The organism is Lysobacter sp. 2RAF19, assembly GCF_052115395.1.
Classification (GTDB): Bacteria; Pseudomonadota; Gammaproteobacteria; order Xanthomonadales; family Xanthomonadaceae; genus Noviluteimonas.
On sequence record NZ_JBFRGO010000002.1, the window covers coordinates 515,435 to 532,303 of the forward strand.

Consider the following 16,869-nt stretch of genomic DNA (forward strand, 5'->3'; position numbering starts at 1 on the left):
AAGTCTCCGTCAGTTGGCCTTGGCCAGATCGTCCAGCATCGCCTTGAGGAAGCGCGCCGCTTCACCGCCCGTGCAGGCACGGTGGTCGAAGGTCAGCGACAGCGGGATGACCTTGTGCGATTCGAAGCCGCCCATCACCGGCGTCATCTGGTGGCGGCCCTTGCCCGCGGCGATGATCGCCACGGTCGGCGGCACGATCACCGGTGTCGCGTAACGGCCGGCGAACATGCCGAAGTTCGACAGGGAGATCGTGTAGCCGGTGAGTTCGGTCATCGGGATCGTGCGGTCTTCGACCTGCGTGCGCAGGCGGTTGACCGCTTCGCGCACGCCGCGCGCATCGAGCATGTCGGCATTGCGCAGCGCAGGCACGAACAACCCGTCGTCGGTGTCCACCGCGATGCCGATGTCCACATGCGGATGCAGCGTGCGCGTGAGCGCCTCGCCGTCGAACCAGGCGTTGAGCGCCGGCACGGCCTTCGCGCCGGCGACGATGGCGCGCACGAGACGGCCGGTGATGTCGTTGCCCGGGGCCCACGCGTGGATGTCGGCGTCGTCGCTCAACGTCGTCGGCACGACCTTCGAATGCGCATCGGCCATCACGCGCGCCATGTTGCGGCGCACGCCCTTGAGTTGTTCCGGTTGGCCCGACGCCTGCACGCCCGGCGGCTGCGTGCGCATCGGCTTGCCGGCTTGCGACAAGGTCGAACGCTGCCCACTCCCCCCTGCGGGGGGAGTCGGCGCGCCAGCGCCGGAGGGGGAAACGCCGGGACCGCGCTGCACCGGAGCCGCCGCCCCCACTTTCGCCGACCCATCGGCCGCCGCATTCTTCACGTCCTGGTTGGTGACCACGCCATCGGGGCCGGTCGCACGCACGCGCGCGATGTCCACGCCCAGCTTGCGCGCAAGCGCGCGCACCGCCGGCAGGGCCTTGACGCCGCCGACCGCGACCGCGGCTTCGCTGCGCACCGCATCGGAGGACTGCATCGCGCCGACGACGGTGCCGCTGTCTTCGCGCTCGGCCTTCGGTGCGGGCTTGTCGGTTTCGGTGATCTCGCCGCCTTCGTCGGAGGCGACCACGTTCTCGGCGCTCAGGTGCGCGCCCGCACCCTTCGGCGGACCGTGGTGATGGCCCGTGTCCTGGCCTTCGGCGCGCTGCGGCATCGAGGGATCGACTTCGAACTCGGCGAGCAGCGTGCCGGTGACGATCACGTCGCCCGCGCCGCCGCCGACCTTCAGCACCTTGCCCGACACGGGCGAAGGCACGTCGACGACCGCCTTCGCGGTTTCCATCGACACCAGGTTGTCGTCGAGCTTGATCGTGTCGCCGACCTTGACGTACCACTCGACGACCGTCGCGTCGGGCAGGCCTTCGCCGAGGTCGGGGAGCAGGAATTGTTTCGTCGTCATGCGTCCAGTCCTTATGCGTGCGCGAGTGCGCGCTTTGCCGCGGCGACGATCTTGTCCACGCTCGGCAGGTACTTCATTTCCAGGCGGAACAACGGGATGTGCGTGTCGTAGCCGGTGACGCGCTCGACCGGCGCGACGAGGTCGAACATCGACTCCTCCGCAAGCCGCGCCGCGATCTCCGCACCGAAGCCCGCGGTCTTCGGCGCCTCGTGCACGATCACGCAGCGACCGGTCTTGCTCACCGATTCGGCGATGGTGGCGAAATCCAGCGGACGCAAGGTGGCCACGTCGATGACTTCGGCGCTGATGCCGTCCTTCGCCAGCGCTTCGGCGGCTTCCAGGCATTCCTTCACCTGCGCGCCCCAGGTCACGAGCGTGAGGTCGGTGCCGTCGCGCAGGACGTAGCACACGTCGAGCGGCAGGGCTTCGCCGTCGTCGGGCACCACTTCCTTGTACTGGCGATAGATGCGCTTGGGTTCCATGAAGATCACCGGATCCGGATCGCGGATCGCGGCGAGCAACAGGCCGTAGGCGCGCGCGGGCGAGGAGGGCAGCACGACGCGCAGGCCCGGCACGTTGGTGAAGATCGATTCGTTCGCCTCGGAGTGATGCTCCGGCGCGCGGATGCCACCGCCCCACGGCACGCGCAACACCATCGGGCACGTGAGCCGGCCGCGCGTGCGGTAACGGAAGCGCGCGGCGTGGCAGATGATGTGGTCGACCATCGGATACACGAAGCCGTCGAACTGCGCTTCGGCGACGGGCTTCATGCCTTGCGAGGCCAGGCCGACGGTGAGGCCGGCGATGGTGGTTTCGTCCAGCGGCGTGTCGAGCACGCGCTGCGAACCGAAGGTCGCCTGCAAACCTGCGGTGGCGCGGAACACGCCACCGTTGACGCCGACGTCTTCGCCGAGCACGACGACGGTCTCGTCGGCGCGCATTTCGTAGGCGAGGGCCTGCGTGATCGCTTCGATCAACGTAATCGCGGGAGCATCAGCCATGCGACTTGCCCTCCAGGGCGACGGCGGCCGCACGCTGCGCGAGCAGGTCGGGCGGTGGGTCAGCGTAGAGGAAATCGAACATCGCGGTCACCGGCTGCACCTTCAATTCCAGATACGCGTTGATCTCCACGTCGACGAGCTTGGCGCTCTCCTCGATCCACGCGGTTTCCTGCGCTTCGTTCCAGACGCCGGCGGCGGTGAGGTAGGTGCGCAGGCGCGGGATCGGATCGCGCGTCCACGCATCCTTGACCTCGGCCTCGTCGCGATAGCGGCGCGCATCGTCGGCGGTGGTGTGGTCGTGCAGGCGATAGGTCATGAACTCGATGACGCTGCCGCCTTCGCCGCTGTGCGCGCGCGCCACGGCGCGGCGCATGCCTTCGAGCACGGCGATCAGATCGTTGCCGTCCACCTGCAGGCAGTGCAGGCCACCGGCCAGGCCCTTCTGCGCGAGCGTCTGCGCACCGGTCTGCGAATTGCGGGGCACCGAGATCGCCCAGCCGTTGTTGATGATGCACTGGATGAAGGGCAGCTTGTACGCGCCGGCCGAGTTGATCGCCGCGTACGTGTCGGTCTTCGAACTGCCACCGTCGCCGCAACAGGTGACAGCCACGCGCTTCTCGCCGCGCAACTTGAAGGCGAGCGCGGCGCCGGCCGCGTGCAGGCATTGCGTGGCGATCGGCACGCACCACGGATAGTCGTGCTTGGGGCCGGAGAAATCGTTGCCGCGTTCGTCGCCGCCCCAGTACATCAGGACTTCGCGCGGTTTGACGCCGCGCATGAACTGCGCGCCGTACTCGCGGTAACTGGGCGCGAAGACGTCTTCGGGCGCCATCGACGCCCCGATGCCCACGTGCGTGGCTTCGTGGCCCAGGCAGCTGGCGTAGGTGCCCAGCTTGCCGGTGCGTTGCAGTGCGATGGCCTTCGCATCGAAGGTGCGCACGTACAACATCTGCTTGAACAGCGGCACCAGGGCCGATGCATCGCGGAAGGCCTGCGGCAGATCGGCGACGGCCTTGCCGTCGGGACCGAGGTACTGCAGGTATTCGATCTGGAACTGTGCGGCGAGGGTCATGCGGACTTGCGCTCGGGCGACAGGAACCCCGGATGATACCCTTCCCGCATGAGCATTGAAGACAACGCCGGGGCCCAAAACCAGCGCCCCCTCGAGGCCGGGATCCACACCGATCTCGAAGGCCGGATGACGTATGGGGGTTACCTGCAGCTCGGGCGCCTGCTCTCGGCGCAGCAACCGCTTTCCACGCCGCCGCACCACGACGAACTGCTCTTCATCGTCCAGCACCAGGTCTCGGAGCTGTGGATGAAGCTGCTCGTTCACGAGCTGTCGGCGGCCATCGCGCACCTGCGCGCCGACCGCCTGGAGCCGTGCCAGAAAATCTTCGCGCGCTGCAAACAGGTGCTGCGCCAGCTCACCGAGATGTGGTCGGTGCTCGAGACGCTCACGCCGTCGGAATACATGGAGTTCCGCGAGATCCTCGGGCCCTCCTCGGGCTTCCAGTCCTTGCAGTACCGCACGATCGAATTCCTGCTGGGCAACAAGAATGCGCAGATGCTGCGCGTGTTCGCCCACGACCCGGAAGGGCAGGCGCGCCTGAAGGACGCGCTCGAAGCGCCGAGCCTCTACGACGAGGCGCTGATGTACCTGGCGCGCCACGGCCATCGCGTGCCGGCGAAGTTCCTGGAGCGCGACTGGTCGGAGCCGCACGTGTTCTCGCCCGACCTGGTGCCGGTGTTCGAGGCGATCTACGAGGGCACCAACGCGCACTGGGAGGCGTACCACCTGTGCGAGGACCTGGTCGACCTGGAAACGCAGTTCCAGCTGTGGCGATTCCGCCACATGCGCACGGTGATGCGGATCATCGGGTTCAAGAAAGGCACCGGTGGCTCGAGTGGTGTCGGCTTCCTCAAGCAGGCGCTGGAGCTCACCTTCTTCCCGGAATTGTTCGAAGTCCGCACGGTGATCGGTCTGCCCGGCTACGGACAGCCCTCCGCCTGAATGCGGGTGGCGTCGTGATGCGCTGCAACATCACACATTTCAGGTTTGACGGGCTCCGCCGGAGCCGGTAAACCTCGACAGGATTGCCTGCCATCCCGGCAGGCGCACCCATCGAACCACCATCAGGGGCCACCGCATGAGTTCAGCGGCGACATCGGGCGCGAGCGCGCCCATTCCGGAATTCCGACAGGTCCTGGGGCATCCCAGGCCGTTGTGGATGTTGTTCATGACGGAGTTCTGGGAGCGCTTCGCGTTCTACGGCATCCGCTGGGCGCTGACGCTGTACATCGTGCAGGAGTTCTTCGCGGGCGCCGGCGAAGGCCAGGCACCGGCGAGCCGCATCTACGGCGCGTACCTCGCGCTCGTGTACGCCGCGGCGATCTTCGGCGGCTACATCGCCGACCGCGTCATCGGTTACCAACGTTCGATCCTGCTCGGCGCGGTGGTGATGTCCGCCGGCCTGTTCATGATCGCCTATCCGGACCAGACGGTCTTCAAGATCGGCCTGGCCACGGTCATCGCGGGCAACGGCCTGTTCAAGCCGAACATCTCGACCATGGTCGGCGCCTTGTATTCGCAGGCCGACCAGCGCCGCGATTCGGGTTTCACCCTGTTCTACATGGGCATCAACCTGGGTGCGATGGTTGCGCCGCTGCTCACCGGCTGGATGGCCGAGCACATGTTCGGCGGCACGCCGACCTTGCCGACCTACAAGATCGTCTTCATCGTCTCCGGCATCGGCATGCTGATCAGCCTGGTCTGGTTCTGGTTCGGCCGTCGCCAGCTCGGCAACATCGGTCGTCCCGCCGAAGGCTCGGGCGGCAAGCACAAGGTGCTGTACGTGCTGCTGTTCTGCCTGGCGTCGATCCCGGTGTACTACTTCCTGCTCGCCATCGATGCGGCGAAGCTGCAGGGCGTGCTGACGGTGCTGTTCCTGGGCCTGTGCGGCATGTTGCTCGTGGAAGGCATCCGCGACGGAAAGACCGCACGCGACCGCGCCATCGCGATGTTGATCATCTTCACCTTCAACATCCTGTTCTGGTGCTTCTTCGAACAGGCCGGCAGTTCGTTCAACTTCCTCGCCGAGAAAATCGTCAACCGCACCTTCGGCGGCTGGATCTTCCCGGTGGGCTGGTTCCAGTCGGTGAACTCGCTGGCGATCATCACGCTCGCGCCGGTCGTGGCATGGACGTGGATCAAGATGGGTCGCCACAACCCGTCCATCCCGCGCAAGTTCGGCATCGGCATCATCTTCAACGGCCTGGCGTTCCTGCTGTTGATGGCCGCGCTGTCGGGCATGGTCGACGCCGCCGGCAAGATCCCGTTCTGGACCTTGTTCATGGTCTACGTCATCCAGTCGGTGGGCGAGCTGTGCCTGTCGCCGATCGGTTTGTCGATGACCACCAAGCTCGCCCCGGTGCGCCTGGTCGGCTTCGGCATGGGTGGCTGGTTCCTCTCCACGGGCATCGGCAACAACCTGTCGGGCATCTTCGCCAGCCACGCGAGCGGCGAGACCGGCATGACGGTGGATTCGGCGTACGCCAGCTACACGCAGGGCTTCATCATCCTGATGGTGGGCGGCGTGTTGCTGTTCCTGGTCGCGCCGCTGATCCAGAAACTGATGCACGGCGTGAAGTAACCCACGCTCTTCGCGAAACGAAAACGGCGGCCTTCCGGCCGCCGTTTTTTTATGCGCGACGCTGCGGCTTCAGTGCTTGCCACCCAGGTCGGTCAACAACACGTGCCAGTAATCGAGCCCGTCGTAGAAGCCCTTCACCGGCACGCGCTCGTTCAGGCCATGCGCGAACCCGTCGCTGTCCTTCATGAACATCCCGCCGACGCCATAGGTCGGAATGCCCGCCGAGCGGAAATACATCCCGTCGGTCGCGCCCGAGGATTGGTTCGGCACCACCTCGATCCCCGGATATAGCGTGTGCACCGCGCGCGTCACCGCTGCCATCACGTCGGGCCGCAGCGGCGAGGCGTCGGTGGCGATCGGTGAACCGATCGTCGTCACTTCGACGTTCTTGCCCACCAGGCCCTGCAAGGTCTTGCGCACATCGTCCACCGCCGTGCCCGGGAAGATGCGGCAGTTGATGTTCGCCGTCGCCGATTGGGGCAAGGCGTTGCGACCGTGTCCGCCGCGCAGCATCGTCGCCACGCACGTGGTCTTGATCCGCCCGACGCTGCCGGGGTCGGCTTCCAGCGTCGCGATCGCCTTCGCATCGTGCTGGTCCTTCGCGAAGGCGGCCATCGCTGCGCCGATCGGTCCGGGCGCCACCTTGCCTTCGGCGCGCAACTCCGCGACCGTCGTGTCGTTCCACATCACCGGGAACGCGTAGGCCTGTACCTGTTTGAGCGCATCGGCCAGTTCATAGATCGCGTTGCTCGGCATGGGCTTGGAGCTGTGCCCGCCCGGGTTGTGTGTGGTGAGTTCGAAGTCGGCGTAGGTCTTCTCCGCCGTCTGCACGCTGAAGGAGCGCGCGGTGCCGTCTTCTTCGAGCGTGCCACCGCCGCCGTCGGCGTTGAGCGCGTACTCGGCGTCGATCAGCGCGCGATGCGTGGTCGTCAGATCGCGCGTGGTCGCCATCTCGGTTTCCTCGTCGCCGGTGAAGACGATGATGAGATCGCGGGTCGGCACGAAGCCTTCTTTCTTCAGGCGCAGGAAGGTCGCGGTCAGGGTCGCGATGCCATCCTTCACGTCGCTGGTCCCGCGGCCGAAGAAGTAGCCGTTCTCCTCGACCAGCTTGAAGGGATCGCGCGTCCAGTCCTTCGGATCGGCAGCCACGACGTCCATGTGCGCCATCAGCAGGATGGGCTTTCCGCCGGTGCCGTCGCCGCGGTAGCGCACTACCAGCGATGCCGTTTCGCCGACGGGGAGCAGGTGGATGTCGGCATCGGGAAATCCGCCGTCGCGGAACTGCTTGGCCAGCCACGCGCCCATCACGGGCACCTGGCCGTTGCCGGCGGCGGTGTTGTACGAAATCAGGGTCGAATAGATCTCCCGCGCGCGCGCCTGTTCGGGCGTGATGGCGGAAGCGGTGCAGGGCGCGGCGATCGCCAGGGCGAGCAGCGCGCTCAGCAAGGTGCGGGTCATCGGCAATCCTTTTTGCGAGGTGAAAAAAAACCGGTGGCGGCGCGGGCCGCCACCGGGTTGGGCGTGTGGCTCAGAACTCCTGCGAGAACCGGAAGCCGATGCTGCGCGGCACTCCGTGCACGGTGTAGGACTGGCCGCCGCACGTGTCGGTGGCGCATTGCGAGAAGCGGGTCTGCTCGGCGTGCTCGTCGAACGCGTTCTTCAGGAAGAAGTCGAGCGCCCAGTTGTTGCGCTTCACGCCGAAGGAGAAATCGACCTGCGTGTAGGCATCCAGTTCGCCGAACGCCGCGAGATCCTCGCGCGTCAACGCGGCCGCGCGACTTCCCACATGCACCAGCGAGCCCTGCACGTAGGACTCCATGCTGCCGATGTCGAAGGCGTACCGCCCCGTGGCGTTGGCCTTGAAGCGCGGCGTCACCGGCAGGCGCGTGCCGACCGGCGCCTGCGGGCCGTCGACCACTTCGTCGTCGCCCGGGTCGAGCGGATCGTTCGGATTCACGGTGCCGGCCGGGCAACTGGTGACCGGATTGCCGGCCAGGTCGTTGAAGCCGCAGTACTCCTTCGTCAATTCCGCGTTGTAGAACGCAACACCACCATTGACACGGAAGTTGTAGGTCGCCGCCCAACTCAGGTCCATTTCCAGGCCGCGCACGCGTGCGTTGCCCGCGTTGCGGATGACCGTGAGGCCCGACCCGCTCGGCGGCAGGAACGAGTATTGGATGTCGTCCCAGTTTTCCTGGAACAGCGCGCCGTTGAAGGCGAGGCGATTGTCCTGCCACATCGTCTTCCAACCCAATTCCCAGTTGGTCAGGTAATCGGGCAGGTAGGGGCCGACGGTGCCGTTGCGGTTCAGGCCGCCGGGGCGGAAACCTTCGGACCACGTGCCGTAGACCAGCTTGTTCTCGTCGATGTGGTAGGTCAGGTTGGCGCGATAGATCGTGTCGCTCTTCTTGACGGTGCTGTCGATGTTCACGCACGGCGCACCGTGGTAGGGCATCGGGTTGAAGCACAGCGCTTCGCCGTAGTGGCTGCTGTAGCCGTCGCTGTAGCCGAAGAAGCCGCGCAGGCTGTTGTCGTAGCGGAAGTAGCGCGCGCCGACGGTGGCCGTCCACTTCGGATTGAAGTCGTACGACATTTCGCCGAACGCGGCCTGGTCCTCGTCCCGGCGCCCCTGTTCGGTGAGCCAGATCGTGTCGGGCCAGCCCGTCACTTCCAGGTCGGTGGCCAGGTCGCCGACGACCTTGTATTGCTGCTGGATGTCGTGCGTCTGCTTCTGGAAGAACACGCCGGCGACGAAGCGGAAGGCCTCGTCGGACGGCGATGCGATGCGCAGTTCGTGGCTCTGCTTGGTGTACTTGTCGACGCCGATGATCACCTGCGCCGGATTGATGAGCGCGCCGCTATCGTCGTAGAAGTACGCGCCGGACCCATCGATGCTGTCGTACCAGAACGAGTAATCGCTGTAGTCGAACTCCGAGTCGATCTCGCGGCGCAGGTGCGAGTAGGCATAGGTGAGATCGAAGTTGCCGATCTTGCCTTCGACCGTCAGCGTCGCCGAGGTCCAGTCTTCCTGCGCGCTTTCCGGGTAGTACTTGTTGACGATGTAGTCGCCCAGATGGTCGTCGCCGGCGAAGTTGCCGTAGCTGTCGGTCTTCTGCGTCATCACCATCGGCGTGACCGACCAGTTCTCGTTGAAGTCGAACTTCAGCGCCGCGCGCGCGCCGCGGGTGAAGATGTCGTTGTAGTTGTCTTCGGCGACGGTGCCCACGTTGGTGATCGTGCCGTTGCCGCCCGAATCGGCGTCCCACGACGGGAAGGTGCGCGTGGCCGGCTTGTTGTCGACGTAGCCGGCGTCCTTCTTGTCCCAGGCCACGACGCGGACCGCGGCGTTCTTGCCCAGCGGCACGTTGACGAAGCCTTCGGCGACGAAACCGTTGTCGCCGCCGGTCAGCTGGTCCGCGCCGAACGCGTAGCCGGCGGAGAACGCTTCCTTGTCCGGCTTGCGCGTGATGATGCGCAGCGTGCCTGCCTGCGAACTGGCGCCGTACAGCGTGCCCTGCGGGCCGGCGAGCGCTTCGACGTGGTCGATGTCGTACAGGTGGATGTCGAGCACGCCGCCGATGGTCGTCGTGGGCTGTTCGTCGAAATACACGCCCACGCTGGGCTGCGGGCCGGAGTGGTTGCTGTTTTCGCCGCTGGCCACGCCGCGCATGTACGGCACCGAGCCGCCGCCTTCACCGGTATCGAAGGACAGCGCGGGCACGTAGGCCGCGTAGTCCTGGAAGTCCTTCAGGTCCAGCTCGTCGAGTTTCTCCTTGCCCAGCACCTGGATGCTGATCGGCACCTTCTGCACGTCCTCCGAGCGCTTCTGCGCGGTCACCGTGACGGTGTCGAGCACGGGCGTCTGCGTGGCGGCCTGCGCCGGCGGCGGTTGCGCCTCCTGCGCGAGGGCGGAGCCGAATGCGAGGTAGATGGCGGCGACCAAGGGCAAGCGCACGGGCTTGCGCGTCAATCGAGTGCGCGGCGATATCAGTCTTGAACGATGCATCCAGCTCCCCTCCCAAGTAGTGGAATCGATCGATTGCGACAGCGTTACGTCGGATAAGCCTCGAGCACGGGGCCCAATGCCGCCTTGAGCGGATCGAGCCAGGGTTCGTAATGGCGCCATTGGTCGACACCATCGGTGTAGATCGGCCGGCGCACCTGTTCGGAACTGGCGGTGCGCACCGGGCGATCGTTTTCGTAAAAGCGCAGGCAACCGGCCTCGAAGGGCAGGCCGAGGTAATCGAGCAGGCGGCGCACTTCCCCTTCGGTGTCGGCGACCATGCGTTCGTAGAACACGCGATGGATGCGGCCGGGCAGCACCGTATCGAAGTGCGCCATCAGGTCGACGTAATCGCGGTAATACCGGCCGATGTCGTCGAGCCCGTAGCTGAAGTTCTGCCCGCGCGCGTAGTGCTGCTTGAAGTTGGAGAAGCAGCACGCCAGCGGATGGCGGCGCGCGTCGATGATCTTCGCGTTGGGCAGGGCCAGGTGGATCAGGCCGATGTGCGCGAAGTTGTTCGGCATCTTGTCGATGAAGTGCGGCGCGCCGGACTTGCGGTGGATGCGCGTGCGTTCGAGGTAGTCCTGGCCCAGCTCGCGCAGGCGGGCCGGATCCAGCGCCGCCAGCGCCTCGTGGTACGGCTTGGATTGCGCGGCATCCACGCCACGGCGCAGCTCGCGCGTGATCGCGATGATCTCGGGCAACTCCATCGTCCCTTCGACGGCGGAGTGGCTGGAGAGGATCTGTTCGATCAGCGTGGAGCCCGCGCGCGGCATGCCGACGATGAAAATCGGGTCGTTCGCTTCGCTCCCGCTGCCTGCGCGCTCGTCGAAGAACGCGCGCGTGTACGTCCGCTTGATCAGGCGCGCGCGCGAGGTGTTGTCCGCGGGGCTGTAGTACGCCGTTTCGCGGCGGTGCCGGTTGCCGTTGGCGTAATGCGCAAAGGACTCGGCGTGCTCGCCCGCGTCTTCCAGCGCCTTGCCCAGCGCGAATTCGAGGTGGAAGCGGTGTTCGGCGGGAAGCGCGGTGTTTTCGAGCTGGCGGCGCATCGTCGCCAGGTCGTCCTGGCCGAAACGGAAGGTCTTGAGATTGGCCAGGCTCCACCACGCTTCGCCGAAGGAGGGGTCGAGCGCGATGCATCGCCGGTATGCGGCGATGGCCTCCTCCTGTCGCCCTTCGGTTTTCAGTGCGTGCCCGTAGCTCATCCAGATCTTCGTCTGCGCCGGATACTGGCGCAGCAGGCGCGCATAGATGTCCAGCGCGCGCGCGTATTCGCCGATGCGGCACAGCACCACCGCATGCAGGTTGCGATAGCCGGGGTTGTGCGGATCCACGCGCAGCAGGCGTTCGATCTGCACCAATGCGTCGGCCGGCTTGTTGCCGCGGTTCAATACCAGCGCGTAATGCAGGCGCGCGGCGTGGAAGCTCGGTGCCAGTTCGAGCGCGCGCGCGAGCAGATGTTCTGATTCTTCCAGCCGGCCCAGGCGCGCGGCGAGTTCGGCGAACATGCGGATCGCGGCGACGTCGGTCGGTGCGCGTTGCAGGTGCGCGCGCAACTGCGTCTCGGCGTCGGGGATGCGGTTTTGCGCGAGCGCGGCACCGGCGCGCAGGAGCACGGGGTCCTTGCTCGCGTGGCGCACGTGTTCGACGTAGGCCGCGTCCGCGCCCGCCAGGTCCCCCGCCGCGAACAGCCGATCGCCCAGCGCCAGCCAACCACTCGGGTCCTGGGCCACGGTGCGCCGCAGCGCGGCGATCGATGGAAGCGAAGCGGAGTGAACGCTCATGCGACGTGCTCCATGGCCAGGGCCACGCCCTGTCCGACGCCGACACACATTGCCACGAGGGCCCGCCCCCCGCGCATGTGCCGCAACTCCTGCATCGAGGTCAGGGCCAGGCGCGCGCCGCTGGCGCCGAGCGGATGGCCCAGCGCGATCGCGCCGCCGTTCGGATTCACGCGCGCCGCGTCGTCGGGCAGGCCCAGCGCACGCGTGCATGCGAGCACCTGCGCGGCGAAGGCCTCGTTGATTTCCACGACCTGGAAGTCGTCCAGTCCATGGCGAAGGCGTTGCAGCAGGCGCTGGATCGCGGGCACGGGGCCCAGGCCCATCGTGCGTGGCGGCACGCCGGCGGCGGACATCCCGAGGATGCGCGCGCGTGGGGTGAGCCCATGGCGCGCGACCGCGTTGTCCGAAGCGAGCAGCAACGCGCACGCGCCATCGTTGAGGCCGGAGGCATTGCCCGCCGTCACCGTGCCCTGCGCGCCGAGCAGCGGTGCGAGCGTGGCGAGTTTCTCGCGCGTGGTGTCGCTGCGCGGCTGTTCGTCGGCGACGCAGGTACCCACGGGCATCAATTCGTCGGCGAAGCGACCGGCCGTGATCGCCCGCGCGGCGCGCTGCTGCGAGCGCAACGCGAAGGCATCCTGGTCTTCGCGCGCGATGGCGTGTTCGCGCGCCAGGTGTTCGGCGGTCTGCGTCATCGAATCCACGCCGTGCGCCTGGCGCATCGCCGGATTCACGAAGCGCCAGCCGAGCGTGGTGTCTTCGAGCGTCTGCTCGCGCGAGAACGGCGCATCGGCTTTCGACAGTACGTAGGGCGCGCGCGACATGCCTTCGACGCCGCCGGCGAGCACGATGTCCGCCTCGCCCAGGGCGATCGCGCGCGCGGCCTGGCCCACGGCTTCCAGGCCGGAGGCGCAGAGTCGATTGACCGTCACGCCGGGCACCGACACGGGCAGGCCCGCGAGCAGGGCGGCCATGCGCGCGACATTGCGGTTGTCTTCGCCGGCCTGGTTCGCGCAACCGAGGATGACTTCGTCGATCGCGGCGGGGTCGAGTCGCGGATTGCGCGCGATCAATTCGCGCAAGGGCAGCGCCGCGAGGTCGTCGGTGCGCACCATCGACAAGCCGCCGCGATGCCGGCCGAAAGGCGTCCGCACGCCGTCGCAGAGCCAGACGGCGCGCGCGGCGTTCACGCAGCCACCGCCGGCAACCGATGCGATGGCGCGCACCCTTCGATCGCCGCCGCCGTGAGTTTCAGGTGCGGCAGGATCTCGCGCGTGGCTTCGCGTTCGACATCGGGGTGGTAGGGCATGCTGACATTGATCGCCGCCGCGACGCGGCCTTCGCCATTCCGCACCGGGACCGCGAGCGAACACAGGCCGAGTTCGAGTTCCTGTTCGACCCACGAATGCCCTTGCCGGCGCACGTCTTCGACGATGCGGCGCAGGCGGCGCAGGTCGGTCACGGTGTGCGCGGTGAGCTTGGCCGGCGTGCAATGCGCCAGCCAGGCGTCGAGCGCGGCGTCGTCCAGGCCCGACAGCAGCACGCGCCCCATCGATGCTGAGAACGCCGGCAGGCGTGCGCCGACGCCGAGCGTCACGCTCATGATCCGTCGGCCGGGCACGCGTGCGACGTAGACGATCGACTGCCCGTCCAGCACCGCCATCGAGCTGCTCTGGTTCACCGCGCGCGCGAGTTCTTCGAGCAGGGGCTGCGCCAGATCGGTGAGGTTGAGCGAGCCCAGGTAGCCGAAGCCCAGTTCGAGCACGCTCGGGCTGAGCACGTATTCGCGCCCGCTCAGGCGGACGTAGCCGAGGTGTTCGAGCGTCATGATCAGGCGCCGCGCGGCGGCGCGGGAGGTGCCGGCGCGGTGCGCGATCTCCGCCAGGCTCAGTCGCGTGTGCTCGGCGTCGAAGGCCCGCAACACCGCCAGTCCGCGCGCGAGCGACTGGACGTAGTCGCGACTGTCGTCGAACGCCGGTTGGCTGCGTGCTGACTTCGCCATGCTTGCCCGAACCCTCGATGAGGCGGATTGACGACGAGGGTAAGTGCTTCATAGAGTGGTGCGCAATACGCACAGAGCGTGCGCATAGCGCACAAATCCTGACATGCGAGGCTGTCGCGATGTCGATCGACGAACGCCATTCGGTCCTGCATAGCTGGTCGGTCCAGGCCGACTGGCGTGCGCCGACGGTCGTCGGTGGCGCGGGCGCGCGCCTGCACCTGGCCGATGGCCGCACGATCCTCGACATGAGCAGCCTGGCCGAGTGCAGCAACCTCGGGCACCAGCATCCGAAGTTGGTCGCCGCCATCCGTGAACAAGCCGACCGCCTGTGTTTCGTCAGCAATGCGTGGGGCGCGCAGCCGCGCGCGCGACTGGCGGAGATGTTGCTCGAACGTTCCGGCTTCGAAGGCGGGCGCGTGTTCTTCACCCTCGGTGGCGCCGACGCCAACGAAAACGCGGTGAAGATCGCGCGGCAGGCCGCGCGCAAGCCCCACGGCGCGGTGATCGCGCGCGATCGCTCGTATCACGGGGCAACGCATCTGGCGATGGCGCTGTCGGGCGACACGCGTACGCAGCAACAGGTCGATGCCGCGGCGCTGGGCGTCCAGCACGTGCCGCCGCCGTACGCGTATCGCTGTCCGTTCGGCAGCCGCGATCCGGATGAATGCGGGTTGCGCGCCGCCGATGCGGTTGCGCAGCGGATCGATGCAATGGGCGCCGACGCGGTCGCGGCCGTGCTCATGGAACCCAACGCCGGCACCAACGGCATCGTCGCGCCCGACACGTATTGGCCGGCATTGCGCCGCGCGACCGCGCAACGGGATGTGCTGTTGATCGCCGACGAAGTGATGAGCGCCTTCGGCCGCTGCGGCGAATGGTTCGCCTGGCAGCGCCACGGCGAAGCGGGACGCCCGGACCTGATGACGCTGGCCAAGGGGCTCACGGGCGCGGCCGTGCCACTGGGTGCGGTCGTCCTGTCGCGCGAGGTCGCCGCCCGCATCGAACACGAAATGCTCTACACGGGCCTGACGTATTGCGGGCACCCGCTTGCGTGCGCCACGGGCGTCGCCGCGCTCGAGGCCTACGCCGAAGAAGATCTGATCGAACGCTCGCGCACGCTCGGAGCCCGTCTCTTCGCGCAAGCCAAACGCCTGCAGCAACGCCATGACGTCATCGGCGACGTGCGCGGCGGGCATGGATTGTTCGTCGTGATCGAGCTCGTCGCCGACCGCCACACGCGCGAGCCGCTCGCGCCGTGGCCGCAAACCCCGCCCGCGCTGAAGGCGCTGGTCGATGCCGCGATGGCCGAAGGCGTGTCCTTCGCCACGCGCGGGAACCTGCTCCTGCTTGCGCCACCGCTGGTCATCGACGAAGAAGAACTCGCCGACGCCCTCGCGCTGCTGGAACGCCTGCTCGCCCACCATTTCGCATCGACCCCCGTCGAGGTATCCCGATGAGTTTTCGCCTGACCTACGCGACGATGTTCAACCCGCCGCCGGAAATGCACGTGCAGTTCGAGGCCGCGCTCGCGCGCCTGGAAGCGCGGTTCGGCGAGCGGCATCCGCTGTTCGTCGATGGCGCGGACCGGCAACCGGCGAAGTGGGCGGCGAAACACACGCCGATCGACACCAGCCTGGTCATCGGGGAATTCCCGCTCGCCGACGCAGGCGACGTCGATGCCGCGATGCGCGCCGCGCACGCCGCCTATCCCGCTTGGCGCGCCTTGCCCGTCGCCGCGCGCGCCGCGCTGCTGCGCAAGGCCGGCGACCTGATGCAGCAACGCGTGTACGACATCGCCGCGGCGTTGACGCTCGAAGTCGGCAAGAACCGCATGGAGGCGCTGGGCGAAGCGCAGGAGACTGTCGATTTCTTCCACCACTACGCGGACGACTTCGAGAAACACGCCGGCTTCGACAACCCGCTGCCCGACGACCCGATCGAAGGCATGGCCTCGCACAATCGCAGCGTGATGCGGCCTTATGGCCCGTGGGTGGTCATCGCACCGTTCAATTTTCCCTTCGCGCTCGCCGGCGGGCCGGTGGCCGCCGCGTTGGTGACGGGCAACACCGTCGTGTTCAAGTCGGCCACCGATACCCCGTGGTCGGGGCGCCTGCTCGCCGAAGTGCTGCGCGACGCCGGATTCCCCGCAGGCACGTTCAACTATCTGTCGGGCAGCGGTCGCGAAGCGGGCGAGGCACTCGCCAAGCATCCGCTGACCGCGGGCATCACCTTCACCGGTTCGGTGCCGGTCGGGCGCAATCTCATGCAACAGATGGCGGGCGGTGCCTATCCGCGGCCGTGCATCGCCGAGATGGGCGGCAAGAACCCGTGCATCGTGACCGCGAAGGCGGACCTGGATCGCGCCGCGGCGGGCATCGCACGCTCGGCGTTCGGCATGGGCGGGCAGAAGTGTTCCGCGCTGTCGCGCCTGTACGTGCACGAATCCGTCGCCGATGCGTTGATCGAAAAGCTCGTCGCGCAAATCGACGCCATCCGTATCGGTGATGCGCGCCAACGCGAACACTGGCTCGGCCCCGTCGTCAATGCGAGCGCCTACGCCAATTACGCGCGCTACGTGCTCGACCTCGAAGCCGGCGGCGCACGCCTGATTCGTGGCGGCAAGCAGATTCGCGAAAATGGTGGGTCGCGCGGCTATTACGTCGAACCGGTGCTCGCCGAAGCCGATCTCTCGCACCCGCTGTGGAAGCAGGAGATGTTCCTGCCCATCGTGATGCTGCATCGCTACACCGATCGCGAGGCCGCGATGCGTCTGGCCAACGACACCGACATGGGCCTCACCGCCGGCTTCTACGGCGGCCCCGATGAAGTGCCGTGGTTCCAGGACCACATCGAAGCGGGCGTCACCTACGCCAATCGACCGCAGGGGGCGACGACCGGCGCGTGGCCGGGCTACCAGCCTTTCGGCGGTTGGAAGGGATCGGGATCGACCGGCAAGGCGATCGCGTCCTTCTACTACCTGCAGCAATACCTGCGCGAGCAATCGCGCACGGTGGTGGAGTAA

At 67.2% G+C, this 16,869-nt stretch carries 12 protein-coding genes; 4 read left to right on the forward strand and 8 right to left on the reverse strand.

Annotated features, from left to right (window positions below):
* Window positions 1-9: 9 nt before the first annotated feature.
* Genes AB4059_RS09260 through pdhA form a run of 3 tightly spaced genes read right to left on the reverse strand, consistent with a single transcriptional unit; the run spans window position 10 to window position 3,480 of the window.
* Window positions 10-1,407, reverse strand: coding sequence for a dihydrolipoamide acetyltransferase family protein (locus AB4059_RS09260; RefSeq protein WP_498978622.1), 1,398 nt, complete (start codon window positions 1,405-1,407; stop codon window positions 10-12).
* 11 nt (window positions 1,408-1,418) lie between these two features.
* Window positions 1,419-2,408, reverse strand: coding sequence for an alpha-ketoacid dehydrogenase subunit beta (locus AB4059_RS09265; RefSeq protein WP_498978623.1), 990 nt, complete (start codon window positions 2,406-2,408; stop codon window positions 1,419-1,421).
* Window positions 2,401-3,480, reverse strand: coding sequence for a pyruvate dehydrogenase (acetyl-transferring) E1 component subunit alpha (pdhA, locus tag AB4059_RS09270; RefSeq protein ID WP_498978624.1), 1,080 nt, complete (start codon window positions 3,478-3,480; stop codon window positions 2,401-2,403). The genes AB4059_RS09265 and pdhA overlap by 8 nt, the downstream gene beginning before the upstream one ends.
* Window positions 3,481-3,528: 48 nt before the next feature.
* Here pdhA and AB4059_RS09275 point away from each other — a divergent pair, with 48 nt between their 5' ends.
* Both AB4059_RS09275 and AB4059_RS09280 read left to right on the forward strand, forming a co-directional pair.
* Window positions 3,529-4,422, forward strand: a complete 894-nt coding sequence (locus tag AB4059_RS09275) for a tryptophan 2,3-dioxygenase (protein ID WP_498978625.1) — start codon at window positions 3,529-3,531, stop codon at window positions 4,420-4,422.
* A gap of 136 nt (window positions 4,423-4,558) precedes the next feature.
* Window positions 4,559-6,061, forward strand: a complete 1,503-nt coding sequence (locus tag AB4059_RS09280) for a peptide MFS transporter (protein ID WP_498978626.1) — start codon at window positions 4,559-4,561, stop codon at window positions 6,059-6,061.
* Between the two features lie 69 nt (window positions 6,062-6,130).
* Here AB4059_RS09280 and AB4059_RS09285 read toward each other — a convergent pair whose 3' ends face one another.
* The 5 genes from AB4059_RS09285 to AB4059_RS09305 form a co-directional block, all read right to left on the reverse strand.
* Window positions 6,131-7,519: a M20/M25/M40 family metallo-hydrolase gene (locus AB4059_RS09285; RefSeq protein ID WP_498978627.1), complete on the reverse strand. Its 1,389-nt coding sequence runs from the start codon at window positions 7,517-7,519 to the stop codon at window positions 6,131-6,133.
* A gap of 70 nt (window positions 7,520-7,589) precedes the next feature.
* A complete protein-coding gene (locus tag AB4059_RS09290) occupies window positions 7,590-10,016 on the reverse strand; it encodes a TonB-dependent receptor (protein ID WP_498978628.1) in 2,427 nt (808 codons plus the stop codon).
* Window positions 10,017-10,111: 95 nt separating this feature from the next.
* Window positions 10,112-11,848 carry a tetratricopeptide repeat-containing sulfotransferase family protein gene (locus tag AB4059_RS09295; protein ID WP_498978629.1) on the reverse strand — a complete coding sequence of 579 codons (1,737 nt, stop codon included), beginning with the start codon at window positions 11,846-11,848 and terminating at the stop codon, window positions 10,112-10,114.
* Window positions 11,845-13,035: a 3-oxoadipyl-CoA thiolase gene (gene pcaF / locus AB4059_RS09300; RefSeq protein ID WP_498978630.1), complete on the reverse strand. Its 1,191-nt coding sequence runs from the start codon at window positions 13,033-13,035 to the stop codon at window positions 11,845-11,847. Before pcaF ends, AB4059_RS09295 begins: the two co-directional genes overlap by 4 nt.
* Window positions 13,032-13,847, reverse strand: a complete 816-nt coding sequence (locus AB4059_RS09305) for an IclR family transcriptional regulator domain-containing protein (protein WP_498978631.1) — start codon at window positions 13,845-13,847, stop codon at window positions 13,032-13,034. The genes pcaF and AB4059_RS09305 overlap by 4 nt, the downstream gene beginning before the upstream one ends.
* A 119-nt stretch (window positions 13,848-13,966) precedes the next feature.
* On the opposite strand from AB4059_RS09305, the gene AB4059_RS09310 reads away from it, so the two are divergent.
* Together AB4059_RS09310 and AB4059_RS09315 are read left to right on the forward strand one after the other, a co-directional pair.
* A complete protein-coding gene (locus tag AB4059_RS09310; RefSeq protein ID WP_498978632.1) occupies window positions 13,967-15,304 on the forward strand; it encodes an aminotransferase family protein in 1,338 nt (445 codons plus the stop codon).
* Window positions 15,301-16,869, forward strand: coding sequence for an aldehyde dehydrogenase family protein (locus AB4059_RS09315; RefSeq protein ID WP_498978633.1), 1,569 nt, complete (start codon window positions 15,301-15,303; stop codon window positions 16,867-16,869). Before AB4059_RS09310 ends, AB4059_RS09315 begins: the two co-directional genes overlap by 4 nt.